Genomic DNA, 15592 nt, shown 5'->3' on the forward strand with positions numbered 1-15592 from the left:
AAACCACCAGGGTATGCATTGATCCGGTTTTAATCGGTCATGGTGCTGTGAGTCTGTGCGGTTATCCTCGAAGAAAACCGTGACAGATTCCGTTAGGAGAGCAGCATAATGAAAGTGGTTGAGGTAGCAGCATTGGCCGATTACGTTGGCAAGGAATTGGGTGCTTCAGACTGGTTTCAGATCGATCAGGAGCGCATCAATGCGTTTGCCGATGCTACCCTGGATCATCAGTTCATTCATGTGGACCCGGAACAGGCGCGCAATACACCGTTTGGCACCACCATTGCTCATGGTTACCTGACGTTGTCGTTATTGCCCTATCTTCAAGCCTCCATCGACGATTTTCTGATGCCTAAAGGCATGAAAATGGCGATGAATTATGGTTTCGACAAGCTGCGCTTCATGGCCCCGGTGAAAGAAGGTAAACGGGTGCGTGCCCGTGCCACCTTGCTGGAAACCACCGAAAAACGGCAGGGACAGTGGTTGCTCAAGTTTGCATTTACGGTGGATATCGAAGGTGAGGACAAGCCTGCACTGGCCGCTGAATGGCTCCTGATGTATTTCGTCTGATCGTTCTTGCCTGCGTGCGGTCTGTGTCAACGATGCGCCGCAGGCAGTCTTGCGCATAGCACTGCGGGGCAAGCGCCCTGGGTTTTCCGCCTGCTTTTCACTTCTGTGATCTCTCTTTGGTAATTTCCTGCTATTCTTGGTCTGCTGATTTCGTCGTACTCTGGTGTGCTGACAGCGCTAGTGCCTCTCCAGGCTTTGACTTTGCTATGAGCGCGAACAGATAACCTCGGCACATAAGAAAAACAGAACACAAAGGCAGGGCAGGAAGATGTTGCACCGTCCCCGACAGTGGTTACGCCACGTCATCGATAACCGTTCCGCCATTCAGCGGGATTTGCGCCTGAGCCTGAATCACATCACCGACATTCCCCGGATGGTGATACCGGCGGGGGATGAGCCGGGCGTCCGTTCTGAGCTTTCCTGGTCGTCCTATTCCAGCCGTGGCGAAGCCCTGCTGTCCTTGCTGCAACTACTGGTTCCTTCTACTCGCGAATCTATCAGCCAGGGCACGCTGGTATGCCATCCGCCCCGATCCGGGCGCGAGAACACGCGCAGCCGTTGGTTCTTCATTAACGGCATGGGAACGGCCGGGCCAGTGGCGTTGCTCAATGCGTCAGAAATCGCGCGTTTGTTCGGGCGCCCGGTGCACCTGATTCATACCCCGACTTGGGGCTTGCTGCGCGATGTGGCCGAATCGATTACCGCCAGAACGCTGCGTAAGGATGGCAAACTGTCACGGCCAGCAATGCACATTCTGGTGGATGCGCTGGAGAATAATGAACGCGTGGTGCTGGTGTGCCACTCTCAGGGTTCCATCGTTGCCAGTTACATCGTTCGCAAGCTGTTGCGTCATCCCAGTACCCGCCCTCTGGTCAAGAAGCTGGAGCTGTATTGCATTGGCGGCGTGGCAGACAGCCTGGATATCGATCCGCAGCTGACCCTGGCGGCTGGCCACCCGGTGCCCTATGTGGAGCATTTTGCCAATGGGCGGGATTACCTCGCCCAGTTGGGCATCCTCTCCCATCTAGATAGCACCGCCGGTACGGTTTACTGCATGGCAGCCCGGCCAGGGCATCTACTCAACGAACACTATTTGCCTGCCATTGTGCGGGGGGATTTCTGTCAGCGCCGGTCACGGCTTTATGGCTACGTGCGCGGACGTGAGCCCGGGCCTCACGGTGCGCTGGCACTTCTGGAAAAGGAAACCGGCAATCATGGATAAAGCGCCCAAACCTTTACTGCTGTTTGTGGATGATTCCAAGGTAATGCGCCTGGCAGCAGACAAGATGCTGGGCGGCGAGTTTCGTGTCGAGGTGGCTGAGGACGGGCTTCAGGCCTGGACCATGATTTGCAACAATCCGTCCATCAGTGTGGTGTTTTCGGACTTGGCCATGCCGGAGATGGATGGCTTTGCGTTGCTGAAAAAAATTCGCACCAGCGAGGATGAAGGCATCGCCGGGTTGCCGGTAATCATTGTGACCGGTGCGGAAAAAGATGAAGAAGCCCGAACCGAAGCCTTGCGCCTGGGCGGTACGGATTTTATCAGTAAGCCGTTTAATTCCACGGATTTGCTGGCCCGGGCCAGAGCCCATGCCAATTACCAGAATGAGCGCAAGGAACTGGCCAAGCAGGCAATGATGGACCCGCTTACCCGGCTTGGTAACCGCCGTTATCTGGAGCACCGCATGCGCCAGGAACTGGCATTGGCGGCGCGCCAACAGTACAAGCTGTCGATGGTGCAACTGGAGATTTACCAATTTAATCAACTTTTCGTACAGCTTGGTAAAAAGCGAACGGATATGGTGTTGTTGAAATTGGCGCAATTACTGCGGGGGGTGATCCGCAAGGAGGACTCCCTGGCGCGTAGCAGCGTGGCACAATTTACGGTGCTGTTGCCCAGTGCCGGGCCTGCTGGTGCCAAGCGTTTTGTGGAGCGAGCGCTGAAGGTCAGCGAAAAACTGGCTTATCAGTTTCGGGGCAAGGTGCAGCGTTTACCGCTGACCGTGATTATCCAGACCCCGACTCCTCATGCGGGATTGACGCCGCGTCAGGTACAACTGACGCTGGATGAACAGTTGAAACAGGCCCGCACCCTGGGGCCAGGTGCCGTATTGAGTGATGATGCAGACACCACCTTGTCGGTGGATGACGCTGCACCCATATTAACCATTGAACAGGCACTGGCGCTGTTACGTGCCGGAAAAACCCGCGCCGTTGTCAGTGCCTTACCGAATTTGAAACGCCAGCTGACGCCACTGCTGCAGTTGATGAAGCGCACGGCGTCAGGGCAGGAGACAGTATGAAAGTGATGGTTGACCGCCAGTACCCCGTCGGTGTGGATCGTCTTTACGAAATCCTGACGAGCAAAACGTTTTATGAAACCCGCTATGAATGGGGCAAGGTGGATAATTACCGTTTTGGTGCGTTTGAGGATACGCCGCGGGGAAAATTAATTCAGCTGATCCAGCCGATTGAAATCCGTACGGATAAGGTGCCGTCCATGGCGCGCCGTTTCCTGCCGGAAAGTGCTGATTTGCTAACGGAATTTCTTTGGACACCTACGTCACAAGTGGGCCGTTATCAGGCCGAATACCGGTTTGAATTAGGCAGTGTGCCCATGAAAATCTGTGGCGTGATGGTGCTTACCGGGGATGACAAGGCGTCGGTTCAGCACACCGAAGTGGAAATAAGCAGTTCGGTACCGCTGGTGGGGAAAAAGCTGGTATCGCTGGTTGCCCCGAAAATTGACGATGCGCTGGCTGGGGATTACCGGCACACACTGCGCTACGTGGAAACCTTTACCTGATTGATGCCAGGTCTGGGTTACGGCTCAGGCTCCCTGCGGCGATAGCGCTGGCCGCGTCGTTGCATATTGTCGTCCCAGCGTTTTCTGAACCAGCGCTTGAGGCGCCATTGTGCTCGGGTCGGGGCTGAGGGCAGATGTAAGGTTACGCTTTCGGGCTTGCCCAGCATGGCCATAATATCGGCACTCAGCGAGCGGGCGGTATCCAGACTATCACGTGTTTTGCGCTCAAAGCGGGCCTGGCTGAGAGGATCTGTGGCATCCAGTTGTTGAGAGAGTTCCCGGTAGAGAGGCAAGGCAATCAGGTTGGCACTCACGGGGCTGTTGGCCAGTTCGCTGTTCAGGCTTTCGGTGAGCGCGACGATTGCCGCGTAGGTGGCACTGCTTGCGGATGTCAGGGGCCCGGCCAGTAAACCGCAATCGGGCACTACCTTAATAATCCTTCCGTTTCCTTGTTTCTTCATGGCGGTCAGTGCGCGTTGGCAACTGTGCACCACGTGCATCATTTGCTGGCTGGCCAGCCCTTGCCACTGCTGTTCTTGGGTGGCTTCAAAAGGCCCCACCAACAAATTGCCTGGCAAATTAATGATCACATCCAGCTGTTGCCAGCGGCGCAGCACTCGATTTATACCCCGTTGAATACCCTGTGAATTGCCCACCACTGTCTCAATGAAGAGGGCTTCGTGGCCGTCTTCGTGCAAATCGCGGCATAGTGCATTGCCGGTGCGTGAGTCGTCACTGGCGATGGCAACCCGGTAGTGCCCGGCAGCGGCACGGGCCAAGGCCTGGCCGAGCGGGGTGCAGCCTCTGGTGATCAGGAGGGTGGGTGATTGTTTCAACGTGTCTCCAGGGTATGGGAATAAGAACAAAACTATTTTAGTGAACAAGTGTTGACTTGATCAATTATATAGTTAACATGTGTTCACATAAAGCATTGAAGGGAGCAATTTTTATGACTTTATTCTCACGTTTGTTCAAAGATACCTTGGCCCTGATGATTGCGGTTTCGGTGACAGTTATGCTCGTTGCAGGCCTTGAAAATAATGGTGAAAGCCTGTTTTTCGCAATGCTGGCGTTTGCCTGTATGGTGCCGGTTATTGCCAGTGCCGCTGTATCCATCAAGCGCGATTGGGATAATGTTGGTTCCCGGCACGCATTCTAAGGCTGTTCACTAACGGTTGCATCACGGCCCTCATGCCCGGCTGTTGTCGTTACCTTCTCCATTTCGGAGACCGGTAGCGACAATACCTCGTCTTCCCCCTCGCTTCGCGCCAGTACCACGGTGACGACACTGTCCCCCCACACGTTGACGGCAGTGCGGCACATATCCAGTACCCGGTCGGTGACCAGAATCAGCCCGATGGCTTCTGCCGGCAGGCCGATGGCGCCGAGAATCACTGTAATCGCCACCAATGACGCAGCAGGAATGCTGGCCACGCCAATGGAGGTGAGCAGGGCGGTGATCACGATCATGAACTGGGTGGTTAGCGACAGGTCCAGGCCATAAGCCTGGGCAATAAACATGGCGGCGACGCACTCATATAAGGCGGTTCCGTCCATATTGACGGTGGCCCCCAATGGCAGCACAAAGCTGCTGGTGCGGGTCGAGACACCGGAGCGTTTCTGTACACATTCCATGGTCAGTGGCAGCGTCGCGGCTGAACTGGCGGATGAGAAGGCGGTGAGTAGCGCCGGGGTCATGGCGTGAACATGGCGAAGTGGTGACCGCTTGGTGGCCAACGCAATGAGAATTGGCATGAACACAAACGCATGCAGCGCCAGTGCGACCAGTACGGTCAGGAAGAACCAGGCGAGAGGCTCAATGGCGTCCATGCCGGTGCGAGTGACGGTGGCAGCGATAAGGGCAAATACACCCAGGGGGGTGAAGCGAATGACTAACATGGTGATTTTCATCACCACCTGATAAATGCCGTCGATGATGTTGCGCAAGCTCTGGCCGGAGGGCGAGCGCTCGGTTCGCAGGAAAAAACCGAACAGCAGTGAGAAGATGATAAGCCCGAGCATCTGGCCATTGGCCGCAGCCGCGATCAGGTTGGGCGGTAGCATCTGGAGCAGGATGTCGGTGAAGTCGCCGGCCCCGCGGCCTTCGATTTTGGCCAGCGCATCCTGGGTTTCGGTGGCCAGGCCGAGCAGCTCCCGGGCGGGTTGGTCGTTGATAATGCCAGGGGAGAACAGGTTGACCACGGTGAGACCAATCAACACGGCCACCAGAGTGGTGGTCATGTACAGGGCCACGGTTTTCAGGCCCATTCGGCCCAGATTCTGCCCATCCCCCACACCCACCATGCCGTTGATAATGGCCGTTACAATCAGCGGAATGACGACCATCTTCAGGGCATTGATAAACAGGGTTCCCACCAGATCGTAGCCGCCCAGCACAGGCAGCCCAAACAGCGTGCTGGATTCAGCGGTAAAGCTGCCGGCCAGTGCGCCGGCGAGCATGGCTATGAATATCTGGTGGTGTAATTTCACTGTCCCCCCTTGGCAGGCTGCAAGTGGCAATCCGTGCCGGTATTTATTCAATCCTTGAGGGTACCTGATCCTGTCTCTGTGCACAGCGAGGGAGTGTTACATCAGTGCTTGCAGGGCTTTCCTGTGGTCCAGCCGAGCCAACGTTGTCTGGTAAGCGCACTTGAGCTGCCGGTCCGCCTCGACGGGTCCAAGCCGTTCGCATAACAGGATGTAGGTGCGATTCAGTTGATCGCGCAAACTGGCCAAGGGCAGGGGGCTCAGGGGTTTCTCCGGTGATTGCAGCCAGTACTCCATGGTCAGGCGGGTTTCGGGGCTGACACTGCTCTGGCGCAGTTGCGCACCGAGATCCAGCTGTAACTGGGTGGCCGACCGTTTGCCAAGCCCTTGCCACAGGGCCTGGAGCAGGCACTGAAAGGCATGGGTGCAGGGGTGGGCGTCGGTGTCGTGTTCGTTGCTGTCGGCGAGAGGGTCGGCGGCCAGCTCACTGTCGGAAAGCGTCATCGCTTGCACCAGGCTCATGTGGATGTGGTGGCGACGCTCGCCCATGTCGAACAGGCGGCACAGATCGCTGACAAAGCCCTGCAAAGAAAAGCTGGGCCGCTCCGCGTAGTGCTGTTGCCAGTGGCTGATAGCCTCCAGCAATACAGGTTCATTCATGTAGGGCGTCAGCCCGGTGACGATGGCGCGTCGCCGGCGCTGAACGCTTTGGCTGATGGGCGCAGGGCTCATGGATGCTGCTCCTGACCGTGGGCCCTGTCCGCATTGTAGGTTTCATTGTTGTAGAGCGTGTTCTGGGGGAATTCCGGGTACCCGGTTTCGGCGTGTTCGCTCAGATCCAGGCCGCGTTGTTCATGCAGTGCCGGGGCCCTCAGGCCGGCGAGAATGGACACCAGCATGTACATGATTAGCGCGGTGAAGAATGCCCAGCCAAAGGCCACGACAACGCCGAGCAGTTGCACCATCACTCGTTGGCCATTGAACAAATCACCATCGTAGAACATCCCGGCGGCCAAGGTGCCCCAGGCACCAGCGAAGGCATGCACAGGCACAGCGCCGACCACGTCATCCAGGCGGAACGCGAGCAGAATACGGGCGCCGAAGGCGGCCAGCGCGCCGGCCACCAGGCCCGTGATGATAGCGAACCCTGGTGACATAACGGCGCAGCCCGCAGTTACTGCCACCAGCCCGGCCAGGCTGCCGTTGACGGTTTCTGTCAGCAATACCGGGCGACGGCTTACCATGCGGTAGATGACGCTACCCACGGCACCGGCCGCAGCAGCCAACTGGGTATTCAGGTTCACCTTGGCGATATCTACGCTGGCAGACAGGGTGGAGCCCCCATTGAAGCCAAACCAGCCGAACCAAAGGATGAAGCCGCCCAGTGCCACATAGGAAAGGTTGTGGCCGGGAATGGTGCGTGGGTTGCCCTGGCTATCGAAACGCCCGAGACGCGGGCCTACCACCATAATCCCGGCCAGCGCACACCAGCCACCGATACTGTGGACTACCGTGGAGCCGGCGAAATCAATGAAGCCCATTTGTGCCAGCCAGCCGTTACTGTTCCAGGCCCAGTTGCCAAACAATGGGTAGATGAGCCCGGTGATCACCACGGCGCCGAATAAATACCCCACGTAGCGGGTGCGCTCTGCCATGGCGCCGGAGGCGATGGTGGCGGCGGTGGCGGCAAACATGATCTGGAACAGGAGCATAGCCCAGGTGCTGCCATCGGCGTGGTTGAGCATGAACTGGTCCTGCCCGAACCAGCCATTAGTGCTGGTGCCGAACATCAAGCCAAAGCCTACGGCCCAGAACACCAGGGTGCCCACACACAGGTCCATGTAGTTCTTCATGACCACGTTTAACGAGTTCTTCGCCCGGCTTAGGCCGCTCTCAAGCAGTGCAAAACCTGCCTGCATGAAGAACACCAGCGCCGCGGCGATGGCAATCCAGACGGTATCGGTGGCGGTCAGGGTGTCGGCATTGGCGAACTCGGGAAGAATCAGCAGAGAAAGCCAGTGATAGCGTCGCAGCAGCATAACGGTGAATCCCATTCGTTATTGATTATGAGAAGGGATTGCAACCGCTGTGCCAGTACGTAAAGCCGATGGAATCAGGGGTTTTTAGTTCTTTTGTATTAACTGGTGCCCTGTTGTGGTGCTGGTGTTTTTTGTGGTGCGTGGTGTGCCCTATGCGGTGGCGTCCACAGGTTGGCTTATTTGCCGAATGAGCTGGAGTTGCCGTTCGGACACTTTCTGTACCGACAGGCGAGGCCGAACCACAAGCTCCATGTCGGCAAACTCAGGGTGGTGTTTGATCTGTTTCAGCGTCAATGGCAGCGGATAGTGGCAGGCAAACTGTATATCGGCCTGATACCAGCGGGGCATTTCCCGGGTGCTACGTGGATCATAGCCATCCGCTGCAGGGTCGAACTGGGTCGGATCGGGGTAGGGGGCGCTGGTGACGCGGGCTTCGCCAACAATGGCGGGGACGGCACAGCTGGAATGGTAGATCAGCACGGTATCGCCGGCTTTCATCTCGTCACGCAGGCGGTTGCGAGCCTGGTAATTGCGCACGCCATCCCAGCCGCTGGTGGCGTTCTTGCTGTTGCGCAGATCATCGATGCTGAAGGCATCCGGTTCTGTTTTTAATAACCAGATAGTGCTCACTCCTGTGGGTGATGTTTGAGAAGGCACTCCTTGGCCTGGTTGATGCTGCCACAAATGTAAACTGGAAAGGCGGGTTTGTTAAGTTTCAACATCATATTGGCAAAGGTTCGGTTGAGTATGCTTTCCAGCACCATGGCCTTGGCTTCAGTTATTTGCGCAAAATCCTCGCCGCAGGAATAGCGGGCGGCGGTATAATCCAACCCCTTGATATGGCCAACATAAATGGTGAGCTGTTTATGCTGCTGGTACTGGTTGAACAAGCGAAGCCGCTGCCGGTAAATGGATAATTGAACACGCATGTCCACCTGGGTGCCTTTCTTTAGCTCGACCAGGGCAAAGGGCCCGTCTTGCGTTACCGTAACCGCACTCATTACTGTCCTTTTACTGCAAGCGTGACAGGCTTTTATAACCGATTCTGTGCTAATCTTCAGCGCTTCTTTTTACGGGTGTTCGTCAACGGTGCAGGATCACAGGTGATCGGCGCCATTGTCGTTAGCGTGTTGTCGGTGGAGGTGGATGCGTGATCAGTTCGCAACAACAGAATGAGGCCATGGCCACCCTGCAAACGGTTCGCGATTGTTTGCGTTTCGGGGAAAGTATGCTGCGCAGTGGCGGGGTGTTCTATGGCCACGGTAACGATGATCCCTGGGACGAGGCCCTGGCCCTGTTGATGCACCAGCTGGCATTGCCACTGCATAGTGATCCCCGGGTGCTTGATGCCCGTTTGTTGCCCTCTGAAATCAGCAGCTATGTAAGTCAATTGGTCAAGCGAGTGAATGACCGGGTCCCGGTTCCCTATCTGACCCATGAAGCCTGGTTTTGCGGCCTGCCGTTCTACGTGGACGAGCGGGTGCTGATCCCGCGCTCCCCACTGGCTGAGTTGATCGAACAATCGTTTACGCCCTGGGTGGACCCTGAGCGGGTACATCGGGTGCTGGATTTATGCACCGGCAGTGGCTGCATCGCGATTGCCTGCGCCTACGCCTTTGAGCACGCGCAAGTGGATGGTAGTGATATCAGTGCCGAGGCACTGGCCGTGTGTGAGGAAAATATCCAGCGTCACGGTCTTGAGGAGCAGGTGCGGGCGTTGCAGTCCGATGGGCTGGCGGCGGTGGATGGTCCTTATGACCTGATCGTGTCCAATCCGCCCTATGTGGATGCCCAGGATATGGCGAGTCTGCCGGACGAGTACCGCCACGAGCCAGAGCTGGCGCTGGCGTCTGGCGATGACGGTCTCGACTTCACGCGCAGGCTGTTACTGGATGCTCCGGAACAGCTCACGGACGACGGAGTGCTGATCGTGGAAGTGGGCAACAGTTGGGAGGCCATGTTGCAGGAATGGCCCCAGGTGCCGTTCTTCTGGTTCGAATTCGAGCGAGGTGGGCATGGGGTGTTCATGCTTACCCGCGCGCAGCTGCTAGAATACCGTGACGCCTTCCTGGCGCATTGAGCCAGCTTCGCTGAAGGGCCCGCTTTTTAGCCTGAAGTGATTTGGCTGGTTTTGGTGGCAGTACATTGATTTTATTAATTTTGAAAGAGGGGCAGCATGTCCGGCAACAGTTTTGGTGAGCGTTTTCGCATTACCACCTTTGGTGAAAGTCATGGCCCGGCCCTGGGCGCTATCGTGGACGGCTGCCCCCCAGGCCTGGAAATCAGCGAAGCGGACCTGCAGGTCGAGCTGGATCGCCGTAAACCGGGCACTAGTCGCTACACCACCCAGCGCCGCGAGCCGGATCAGGTGAAAATTCTCTCCGGCGTGTTCGAAGGCAAGACCACAGGTACCTCCATTGGCCTGCTGATCGAGAATACCGACCAGAAATCCAAGGATTATTCCAATATCGCCGGCACCTTCCGCCCCGGCCATGCGGATTACACTTACACCCAGAAATACGGTTTCCGGGATTATCGGGGTGGCGGGCGTTCTTCCGCCCGGGAAACCGCCATGCGTGTGGCCGGCGGCGCTATTGCCCGCAAATTTCTGGAGCAGCGCCTGGGGATTCGTATTTACGGTGGCTGTACTCAGATCGGTGAGGTTAAGGCGGAATCCTGTGATTGGTCGGCAGTGAACAATAACCCGTTCTTCTTCCCGGATGAGGGCAAGGTGCCGGCCCTGGAAGATCTGATCAACGCATTGCGCAAAGACGGCTCTTCGATTGGGGCCCGCGTGGAAGTGTTTGCCGATGGCGTGCCGCCTGGTTGGGGAGAGCCGGTTTTTGATCGCATTGACGCGGATCTGGCCAAGGCGATGATGTCCATCAATGCGGTGAAAGGGGTGGAAGTCGGTGACGGCTTTGCAGTGGTGAACCAGCGCGGTGAGCAGCATCGCGATGAAATGACCCCGGACGGTTTTTTGAGTAACCATGCGGGTGGCGTGCTGGGCGGTATCAGTTCCGGGCAGACCGTTCGCGTGGCCATGGCGCTCAAGCCTACTTCCAGCATTCTGATTCCCGGCAAGAGCATCGGGCTGGACGGTGAGCCCGCCGAGGTGGTGACCAAGGGGCGCCACGATCCATGTGTGGGGGTCCGTGCGACGCCCATTGCTGAAGCCATGCTGGCCATTGTGCTGATGGACCATTATCTGCGCCACCGTGGCCAGAACGGCGATGTGGTGCCGCCATTTGCCCCGATTCCGGGCTGAGATAGCGCAAGACGCTGGAGGCTCGAGGCCAGGCAAAGAAAACGAAAAGACGCTTGAGGCGAAGAAAGGCGATTCTATGCTGATTAGCGTCAGGCGTCAGGCGTCACCCCCAGTCAAGCGCAAGGTCCCTCTTCCATGCCCTATTACTGGCGATTGTCAGGCTTCTACTTCTTCTACTTCGGGCTGCTCGGCACGTTGGTGCCGTACTGGTCCCTGTACCTGAAAGACCTGGGCTTTAGCGCGGCCGCCATCGGCGGTCTGATGGCCATTCCCCAGCTCACCAAAATCGGTGCTCCAAATTTGTGGGGCTGGTTGGCTGATCGAAGCGGCCAGCGTCTGCGTATCATTCGTGCCGGTAACCTGTTGGCGGCCATCGTGTTCCTGCCCGTGTTCTGGGTGGACACGTTCTGGTCCATGGCAGCGTTGCTGGTGTCTTTCAGCTTCTTCTGGAATGCGGTATTGGCCCAGTTCGAGGTGCTTACCCTTCAGTCGCTTGGCTCACAGTCGCACCGCTACAGCCATGTGCGGCTGTGGGGCTCGGTGGGCTTTATTGTGGCAGTGTTGGTGTTGGGCGAAGTGCTGGACCGGGCCGGAACGGCGGTGCTGCCCTGGGTGCTCAGTGGCCTGTTGTGGCTGCTTTGGTTGGGGACGCTTACGCTTCCGGCGGGTAATGCGCCTCGTGCGCAAGCGGCAGGGCAGGGGGCATCCGTGTGGCAGGTGCTCTGCCGTCCGGCGGTAAGCTTGTTTCTGGTGGCGTCCTTCCTGATGCAGCTGTCCCATGGCCCGTACTACACCTTTTACAGCATCTATCTGGAAGATCTGGGTTTCAGCAAATTCATTGTCGGCTTGCTGTGGTCGCTGGGGGTGGTGGCAGAAGTGGGGTTATTCCTGGTGATGCATCGCCTGCTATCGCGCTTTTATATTCCCTGGATTCTGGTGGCCAGCCTGCTCTTGGCGTCTCTGCGCTGGTTGATGATTGGCGTGGCCGGAGACTCGTTGTGGTTGTTGGCGCTGGCTCAGCTGCTGCATGCGGCCAGCTTTGGCAGTTTCCATGCGGCCAGCATTGCCTGGGTTCACCGTCAGTTCGGTGAGGCGCTGGGCGGCCAGGGACAAGCCCTGTATTCCAGTCTGGGTTTTGGTGCTGGCTGGGCTGCCGGGGCAGGCTTGTCGGGCTTGTTATGGCAGCAATGGGGCGTGCTGCTGTTTTTCGTGGCGTCAGCGGTGGCGGCAGTGGCGGCGTCGCTTTTGGTGGTCGGGGGTGTTACCCGGCCGCACCGCTAGCCGCCTAACGTCGTTCCTTCAGATAATCTGGCTGCGCAGGGCGCGCAGGAAGGCTTGTGCTGCATTGGACTGGCTGCGCGCCGGGTGCGTGACGACACCAAGCTGGCGCTGTGGCAGTGGCGCGTCCACAGGTAGTTGCACCATTCCTCGATCGACCATGGTGGCGGGGAGCACGCTCCAGCCCAGCCCGATGGAGACCATCATGTGGATGGTCTCCAGGTAGTTAGTGGACATGGCGATATCCAGCTTCAGGTTGTGCTCATCGAACAGCCGTTCCACGATGCCGCGAGTGAAGGTTACCGGTGAGGGCAGGATGGCGCTGTGGTTGGTGAAGGCCTCCAGCGTCAGGTTTTCCTGCTTGGCCAGCGGATGCTCTGGTGCACACATGAACACCAGCGGGTCGTTCCAGATTACCTCACTGTGCAGGCGTTCATCCGGTTGTGGGGGCAGGGTGACCACGCCCATTTCCAGCTCCCCATGCAATACGCCTTCCCAGGCTTCTTCGGAATCAATAAAGTGGATATCCAGCTTCACCAGCGGGTAATCGCGGGAAAATTGGCGTAGAACCGGCGGCAATCTGTGCAGTCCAATATGGTGGCTGGTACCAATTCGCAGTTTGCCGCCCACTTCCCCGGATAAATCGTGGATGGCGCGGGCCATGTCTTCCACGTCCATCAGTACCTGGCGCGCCCGCGGTAGCAGTGAGCGGCCGGCTTCTGTCAGTTGAATTTGGCGACCCACACGATCAAACAAACGGGCTTCAAGCTGTTGTTCCAGCAGGGCAATACGTTTACTGATGGCGGGCTGAGTAATGTACAGGCGCTCAGCCGCGCCAGAAAATGAGCCGGTTTCGGCAACGGCCATAAAGGCGGTTAGCGTTGGGGTGTCGATCATTCCCGGGGCATCCACAGTGTCGGTACGGAGGATAATAATTGGTTATCTTAAAAATGAAAAATATGAATTGGATTTATTGATGGCGTAGTTCTACATTAATTAACAGTGATAAACCAGCCATAGTTGTGACAATACGCTGCGGCAATACGCTACGGTTCAGGAGAAAGGCATGGCAGGCAAGACCCTCTATGACAAATTGTGGGAAGCCCACCTCGTTACCCAGCGCGAAGATGGCTCTGCGCTGATCTATATTGATCGGCAGATCATCCACGAGGTGACGTCACCCCAGGCGTTTGAGGGCCTGCGACTGGCTGGCCGTCAGCCGTGGCGGACCAGCGCCAGTGTGGCCACCATCGACCATAACGTGCCGACGACGCCATTCAAGAGTGCCGCTGACATTACCGATGATACTTCGCGGATTCAGGTGCAAACACTGGAAAACAACACGCGAGAATTCGGCATTACCGAATTTGGTATTGGCGATGTGCGTCAGGGCATTGTGCATGTGATGGCGCCTGAGCAGGGTGCTGTGGTGCCCGGTATGACCGTGGTCTGTGGTGATTCCCACACCTCCACCAATGGCGCGCTGGCTTGCCTGGCTCACGGTATCGGTACCAGTGAAGTAGAGCATGTGTTGGCTACCCAGACGTTGGTGGCCAAGAAAATGAATAATATGCGCGTCTCTGTTGACGGTGACCTCGGTGCCGGTGTGACAGCGAAAGACGTGGTGCTGCATATTATTGGCGTGATTGGTACCGCAGGCGGCACCGGGTATGCACTGGAATTTGCGGGTAGTGCCATGCGCAGCTTGAGCATGGAAGGGCGCATGACCGTCTGCAACATGGCCATCGAAGCCGGCGCCCGTGCCGGCATGGTGGCGGTGGATGATGTGACCATCGATTACGTAAAAGGCCGCCCGTTTGCCCCCAAGGGCGCGGATTGGGACAAGGCGGAAGCTTACTGGCGTACGCTGGTCTCTGATGCTGATGCTCGTTTCGATGAAGAGGTCAACATTGATGCGGCGGATATCAAGCCTCAGGTGTCTTGGGGGACCAGCCCGGAAATGGTGGTGCCGGTGGATGCCAACTTACCGGATCCGGCGGCGGAAAGTGATGAAGTCAAACGCTCTGGCATGACCCGCGCTTATGAGTACATGGGCCTGACGCCTGGAATGCCGGTGACGGATATCAAGGTTGACCGTGTCTTCATCGGCTCCTGTACCAACTCTCGCATCGAAGACTTGCGGGCGGCGGCGGAAGTGGCCAAAGGCCGCCAGAAGGCCGGTAGCGTCAAGCAGGTGTTGGTGGTGCCGGGGTCGGGCCTGGTCAAGCAGCAGGCTGAAAAAGAAGGCCTGGATAAGGTTTTTGTGGCGGCAGGTTTTGAATGGCGTGAACCGGGCTGTTCCATGTGCCTGGCCATGAACCCGGACCGTCTGGAAGCCGGGGAGCACTGTGCCTCTACCTCGAACCGTAATTTCGAGGGGCGGCAGGGCAACGGCGGCCGTACGCATTTGGTCAGCCCGGCCATGGCGGCAGCGGCAGCAGTGGCAGGCCATTTTGTCGATATTCGCGAACTCGATCAGGCATAAGGAGCAACACCATGGAAAAGTTTGTGCGTCATGATGGTCTGGTTGCCCCGCTTGATCGTGCCAATGTGGATACCGATCAGATCATCCCGAAGCAGTTTCTCAAGTCCATCAAACGGACCGGTTTCGGGCCGAACCTGTTCGACGAGTGGCGTTATCTGGACGAAGGATTTCCGGGCCAGGACAACAGTGTTCGTCCGCTGAATAAAGACTTTGTGCTGAACCTGCCGGCTTATCAGGGTGCCAGTGTTCTGATCACTCGCCGCAATTTCGGCTGCGGCTCCAGCCGTGAGCATGCGCCTTGGGCGTTGATGGATTTCGGCTTCAAGGCGATCATTGCCCCAAGCTTTGCCGATATCTTCTACAACAACTGCTTCAAAAACGGGTTATTGCCCATTGTGTTGTCGGAAGATAACGTGGAAGCCCTGTTTCAGGCTGTTAACGGCAAGGAGGGCTACCGGATCACCATTGATCTGGAGGGCCAACAGGTGATTCCCGAAACCGGGGCGCCGCTGCCTTTCGATATTGATGAGTTTCGCAAGCACTGTTTGTTGAACGGTTTGGACGAAATTGGCCTGACCCTGAATGAAGCGGATGCGATTCGTGCCTATGAAAAAGGTCGCATGGAGCGCGAACCCTGGGTTTTTGCCGACCATTAAAAG

The 15592-nt window shown here is 57.3% G+C and carries 17 protein-coding genes; 10 read left to right on the forward strand and 7 right to left on the reverse strand.

Going from position 1 to position 15592, the window contains the following annotated elements; translation table 11 throughout:
• The first annotated feature begins 108 nt into the window (after positions 1-108).
• The 4 genes from ABNH18_RS05610 to ABNH18_RS05625 all read left to right on the forward strand — a co-directional run bounded on the left by ABNH18_RS05610 (position 109) and on the right by ABNH18_RS05625 (position 3376).
• The gene (locus ABNH18_RS05610) at positions 109-570 is read left to right on the forward strand and encodes a MaoC family dehydratase (protein WP_349381865.1); all 462 of its coding nucleotides are present in this window, start codon (positions 109-111) and stop codon (positions 568-570) included.
• Between the two features lie 268 nt (positions 571-838).
• Positions 839-1792 carry a hypothetical protein gene (locus tag ABNH18_RS05615; RefSeq protein ID WP_349381866.1) on the forward strand — a complete coding sequence of 318 codons (954 nt, stop codon included), beginning with the start codon at positions 839-841 and terminating at the stop codon, positions 1790-1792.
• Positions 1785-2873, forward strand: a complete 1089-nt coding sequence (locus ABNH18_RS05620; RefSeq protein WP_349381867.1) for a GGDEF domain-containing response regulator — start codon at positions 1785-1787, stop codon at positions 2871-2873. Before ABNH18_RS05615 ends, ABNH18_RS05620 begins: the two co-directional genes overlap by 8 nt.
• Positions 2870-3376 (forward strand): DUF2505 domain-containing protein, encoded by a 507-nt coding sequence (locus tag ABNH18_RS05625; RefSeq protein WP_349381868.1) that lies wholly within the window; start codon positions 2870-2872, stop codon positions 3374-3376. Before ABNH18_RS05620 ends, ABNH18_RS05625 begins: the two co-directional genes overlap by 4 nt.
• A 17-nt stretch (positions 3377-3393) precedes the next feature.
• Here ABNH18_RS05625 and ABNH18_RS05630 read toward each other — a convergent pair whose 3' ends face one another.
• Positions 3394-4212: an SDR family NAD(P)-dependent oxidoreductase gene (locus ABNH18_RS05630; RefSeq protein WP_349381869.1), complete on the reverse strand. Its 819-nt coding sequence runs from the start codon at positions 4210-4212 to the stop codon at positions 3394-3396.
• A 113-nt stretch (positions 4213-4325) separates the two neighbouring features.
• Here ABNH18_RS05630 and ABNH18_RS05635 point away from each other — a divergent pair, with 113 nt between their 5' ends.
• Entirely contained in the window at positions 4326-4535 is a 210-nt protein-coding gene (locus ABNH18_RS05635) for a hypothetical protein (RefSeq protein WP_349381870.1), read from the forward strand.
• Here the strand turns inward: ABNH18_RS05635 and ABNH18_RS05640 are convergent.
• The 5 genes from ABNH18_RS05640 to ABNH18_RS05660 form a co-directional block, all read right to left on the reverse strand.
• Positions 4532-5866, reverse strand: coding sequence for a dicarboxylate/amino acid:cation symporter (locus tag ABNH18_RS05640; protein WP_349381871.1), 1335 nt, complete (start codon positions 5864-5866; stop codon positions 4532-4534). The two genes, ABNH18_RS05635 and ABNH18_RS05640, sit on opposite strands and share 4 nt — an antisense overlap.
• A gap of 96 nt (positions 5867-5962) precedes the next feature.
• Complete coding sequence (locus ABNH18_RS05645) at positions 5963-6595, reverse strand: hypothetical protein (RefSeq protein ID WP_349381872.1); 633 nt, start codon at positions 6593-6595, stop codon at positions 5963-5965.
• Positions 6592-7902 carry an ammonium transporter gene (locus ABNH18_RS05650; RefSeq protein WP_349381873.1) on the reverse strand — a complete coding sequence of 437 codons (1311 nt, stop codon included), beginning with the start codon at positions 7900-7902 and terminating at the stop codon, positions 6592-6594. The genes ABNH18_RS05645 and ABNH18_RS05650 overlap by 4 nt, the downstream gene beginning before the upstream one ends.
• Before the next feature lie 150 nt (positions 7903-8052).
• Positions 8053-8532: an EVE domain-containing protein gene (locus ABNH18_RS05655; protein ID WP_349381874.1), complete on the reverse strand. Its 480-nt coding sequence runs from the start codon at positions 8530-8532 to the stop codon at positions 8053-8055.
• Positions 8529-8903 (reverse strand): DUF7793 family protein, encoded by a 375-nt coding sequence (locus ABNH18_RS05660; protein WP_349381875.1) that lies wholly within the window; start codon positions 8901-8903, stop codon positions 8529-8531. Before ABNH18_RS05660 ends, ABNH18_RS05655 begins: the two co-directional genes overlap by 4 nt.
• 149 nt (positions 8904-9052) lie before the next feature.
• Between ABNH18_RS05660 and prmB the strand changes: the two genes are divergently transcribed.
• The 3 genes from prmB (at position 9053) to ABNH18_RS05675 (ending at position 12451) form a co-directional block, all read left to right on the forward strand.
• Entirely contained in the window at positions 9053-9982 is a 930-nt protein-coding gene (gene prmB / locus ABNH18_RS05665) for a 50S ribosomal protein L3 N(5)-glutamine methyltransferase (protein WP_349381876.1), read from the forward strand.
• Positions 9983-10078: 96 nt separating this feature from the next.
• Positions 10079-11170, forward strand: coding sequence for a chorismate synthase (aroC, locus tag ABNH18_RS05670; RefSeq protein ID WP_349381877.1), 1092 nt, complete (start codon positions 10079-10081; stop codon positions 11168-11170).
• A gap of 135 nt (positions 11171-11305) precedes the next feature.
• Positions 11306-12451, forward strand: coding sequence for an MFS transporter (locus tag ABNH18_RS05675; RefSeq protein ID WP_349381878.1), 1146 nt, complete (start codon positions 11306-11308; stop codon positions 12449-12451).
• 18 nt (positions 12452-12469) lie between these two features.
• Here the strand turns inward: ABNH18_RS05675 and ABNH18_RS05680 are convergent, their stop codons facing one another.
• Positions 12470-13345: a LysR family transcriptional regulator gene (locus ABNH18_RS05680; RefSeq protein ID WP_349381879.1), complete on the reverse strand. Its 876-nt coding sequence runs from the start codon at positions 13343-13345 to the stop codon at positions 12470-12472.
• Positions 13346-13514: 169 nt separating this feature from the next.
• Between ABNH18_RS05680 and leuC the strand changes: the two genes are divergently transcribed.
• Complete coding sequence (leuC, locus tag ABNH18_RS05685; protein ID WP_349381880.1) at positions 13515-14933, forward strand: 3-isopropylmalate dehydratase large subunit; 1419 nt, start codon at positions 13515-13517, stop codon at positions 14931-14933.
• An 11-nt stretch (positions 14934-14944) separates the two neighbouring features.
• Complete coding sequence (leuD, locus tag ABNH18_RS05690) at positions 14945-15589, forward strand: 3-isopropylmalate dehydratase small subunit (protein ID WP_349381881.1); 645 nt, start codon at positions 14945-14947, stop codon at positions 15587-15589.
• The last annotated feature ends 3 nt before the right edge of the window (positions 15590-15592 follow it).

The organism is Alcanivorax sp., from assembly GCF_040118815.1.
Classification (GTDB): Bacteria; Pseudomonadota; Gammaproteobacteria; order Pseudomonadales; family Alcanivoracaceae; genus Alcanivorax.

Bases quoted from the DNA above. Each gene is read 5' to 3' on its own strand.
- ABNH18_RS05610 (WP_349381865.1), top strand. From the start codon at position 109: ATGAAAGTGGTTGAGGTAGCAGCATTGGCCGATTACGTTGGCAAGGAA.
- ABNH18_RS05615 (WP_349381866.1), top strand. From the start codon at position 839: ATGTTGCACCGTCCCCGACAGTGGTTACGCCACGTCATCGATAACCGT.
- ABNH18_RS05620 (WP_349381867.1), top strand. From the start codon at position 1,785: ATGGATAAAGCGCCCAAACCTTTACTGCTGTTTGTGGATGATTCCAAG.
- ABNH18_RS05625 (WP_349381868.1), top strand. From the start codon at position 2,870: ATGAAAGTGATGGTTGACCGCCAGTACCCCGTCGGTGTGGATCGTCTT.
- ABNH18_RS05635 (WP_349381870.1), top strand. From the start codon at position 4,326: ATGACTTTATTCTCACGTTTGTTCAAAGATACCTTGGCCCTGATGATT.
- ABNH18_RS05645 (WP_349381872.1), bottom strand. From the start codon at position 6,595: ATGAGCCCTGCGCCCATCAGCCAAAGCGTTCAGCGCCGGCGACGCGCC.
- ABNH18_RS05650 (WP_349381873.1), bottom strand. From the start codon at position 7,902: ATGCTGCTGCGACGCTATCACTGGCTTTCTCTGCTGATTCTTCCCGAG.
- ABNH18_RS05660 (WP_349381875.1), bottom strand. From the start codon at position 8,903: ATGAGTGCGGTTACGGTAACGCAAGACGGGCCCTTTGCCCTGGTCGAG.
- aroC (WP_349381877.1), top strand. From the start codon at position 10,079: ATGTCCGGCAACAGTTTTGGTGAGCGTTTTCGCATTACCACCTTTGGT.
- ABNH18_RS05675 (WP_349381878.1), top strand. From the start codon at position 11,306: ATGCCCTATTACTGGCGATTGTCAGGCTTCTACTTCTTCTACTTCGGG.
- ABNH18_RS05680 (WP_349381879.1), bottom strand. From the start codon at position 13,345: ATGATCGACACCCCAACGCTAACCGCCTTTATGGCCGTTGCCGAAACC.
- leuC (WP_349381880.1), top strand. From the start codon at position 13,515: ATGGCAGGCAAGACCCTCTATGACAAATTGTGGGAAGCCCACCTCGTT.
- leuD (WP_349381881.1), top strand. From the start codon at position 14,945: ATGGAAAAGTTTGTGCGTCATGATGGTCTGGTTGCCCCGCTTGATCGT.